3 protein-coding genes are annotated in these 2,068 nt (G+C 44.3%); 1 reads left to right on the forward strand and 2 read right to left on the reverse strand.

Features of this window, described 5'->3' with window-relative positions; genetic code table 11:
- Positions 1–566 (reverse strand): TetR/AcrR family transcriptional regulator (locus B3P58_RS03265; protein WP_286716063.1); only part of this gene is annotated, 566 nt, incomplete at its 3' end.
- 85 nt (positions 567–651) lie between these two features.
- Between B3P58_RS03265 and B3P58_RS03270 the strand changes: the two genes are divergently transcribed.
- Positions 652–1,443 (forward strand): crotonase/enoyl-CoA hydratase family protein, encoded by a 792-nt coding sequence (locus B3P58_RS03270; RefSeq protein WP_286716064.1) that lies wholly within the window; start codon positions 652–654, stop codon positions 1,441–1,443.
- Between the two features lie 259 nt (positions 1,444–1,702).
- On the opposite strand, the gene B3P58_RS03275 is transcribed toward B3P58_RS03270, so the two are convergent.
- The coding region (locus tag B3P58_RS03275) for a hypothetical protein (RefSeq protein WP_286716065.1) at positions 1,703–2,068 on the reverse strand (366 nt) is incomplete at its 5' end.

The raw sequence follows: 2,068 nt of genomic DNA on the forward strand, positions 1-2,068 counted from the left end.
CCCTGAGCAATCAGTAATATCGCTGCGTTAGCGGATTCATGGATATAAGCCGGGTCATGGTGAACTAACATCGATGATAATGCTCCCTCAAGTAAAAGAAAGACGTAACGCGCTGTTGCCTCTGAGTTTATCAGGCCATAGCGGCGAAATTCTTCAGCGAACCATTCTTCGACATTTTTCTTGTGTAAAGATGCTGTTTTTATCGCCGGGTGGCCTGGCTTATTAGCTAATTCCCCCACTGTTCTCTGAAACCCGCACCCTCTCCACTTCGGATGACTTGTCGTTTCTGAAACTCCGTTAAAAACCGCCCGAACTTTATCAGTAATCTCACCTTCTTGGTCATCAAACCATTTTTTATACGCCTGCAGGTTTAACTGATCTCTGGACCTCAGATACTCAGTAATCAGTTCATCCTTACTCTGAAAGTGATAATACAGTGTTCGCTTCGTAATACCGGCTTTTTCTGCAATGGCATCGACGCTTGTTGCTCTGATTCCTGTCATATAGAACAGCGTTTTGGCAGCATTCAGAATGCGTGTTTTCGTATCCTTCTTCGCATCAGCCATTTATGTATACCGTATAGTGAGTGTAAAAAATCCTAATCTACGAATATTATCTTTTCAACCACTAAATACTTATAAGGATTACATAATGAAGCCGCTGATTATTATCGAAAAAAAGAGTGATATAGCATTCCTGACGTTAAATCGACCAGAAAAATTAAACGCCCTTAACTATGCAACAAATGATCTCTTGCTAGAACTTCTGGATGAAATTGAAAACGACACATCGATTCGCGCCATAATTTTGACAGGCGCAGGAGAAAGCGCTTTCTCTGCGGGTGGCGACATTCACGAATTTACCCAAAGTATAAAACAGGGAGGCGATGTCGCTATGAGGGAATTTGTTCGTCGCGGACAGCAAATGACATCAAGAATTGAGTCTTTTCCAAAACCCATTATCGTTGCGGTGAATGGCATTGCATTTGGCGGCGGTTGTGAAATTACAGAGGCAGCACATCTGGCCGTCGCCAGCGAAAAAGCTATCTTCGCCAAGCCTGAAATAAACATCGGAATCCCCCCTACTTTTGGTGGAACCCAGCGTTTGCCCCGGTTGGCCGGGCGAAAGCGCGCTCTGGAATTACTCCTGACAGGCGATAGATTTTCACCAGAACGGGCATATGAAATGGGCCTGGTCAATCAGGTTGTGCCCCATGAAGACTTGATACCGACAGCCATTCAGCTGGCTAACCGTATATTGCAGCACTCCCCTTTAGCCACAGCCCGAATCATTTCAGCAGTAACCCGAGGCTTAAACACAACCATTGGTGAAGGGCTTGAAATAGAAAAAGAACAGTTCGCCCGCATGCTTCATACGGACGATATTATTACCGGACTGGACGCCTGGATTGAGCGTCGCAAGCCTGTCTACAGCGGTCGATAAAATTAAGGAAAATACAATTATCAGATTTACTTCAGAAATCAGTTATCCCCGTGCATATTCAAATATTTTATTGTTTGAATATGCACCTAATAAAAAACACATGAGTGGTTTAGCCTGACAAGTGGCTTCTATAAATGATCCTATACAGCATGATCTTTACTTTGTTGTGGTTCCTGATAAACCGGACGCTGATATTTCGCCGAAACCTCTCTGCTCAGATAAAATTCAGAACAGAAAAACCAACGAATACAAAACAATATCAGCCAGCCCAGGCTGAGCAACGGATCAGGCTACAGAAATTACCTCGATGAAAATGGGGTTCCTTACCGGCAATCACATCCGCCTTCACATTTCCGAAGGTAGTATCAGGCTTATGCTTTATGCCCTCATAAAATGTTTGAATAATATCCTCCTTAAAATCAGGACTGCGAGGAAAAGCCTTAACGACAGATACCACCTGCCCCAGAACAAGCAGCACGCGTGTAGCTTTCCTGATGCCGATACTCTCAGACGCGCTTTTGTTCGCCTTATGGGGATTACACCTGCGGAGTATCGGAAACGTTTCGCATCGATAAAAATTGATAAATAACCAGCTGCAGAAGTTCTGCACAACCCGGGTAGCCCA

The sequence above is a fragment of the Thalassolituus sp. UBA2009 genome, from assembly GCF_002335285.1.
GTDB classification, from domain to species: Bacteria; Pseudomonadota; Gammaproteobacteria; order Pseudomonadales; family Oceanobacteraceae; genus Venatoribacter; species Venatoribacter alkanivorans.

What these genes read in the sequence shown, in the direction of transcription:
- B3P58_RS03270 (WP_286716064.1), top strand. Translation starts at nt 652, where the DNA reads ATGAAGCCGCTGATTATTATCGAAAAAAAGAGTGATATAGCATTCCTG.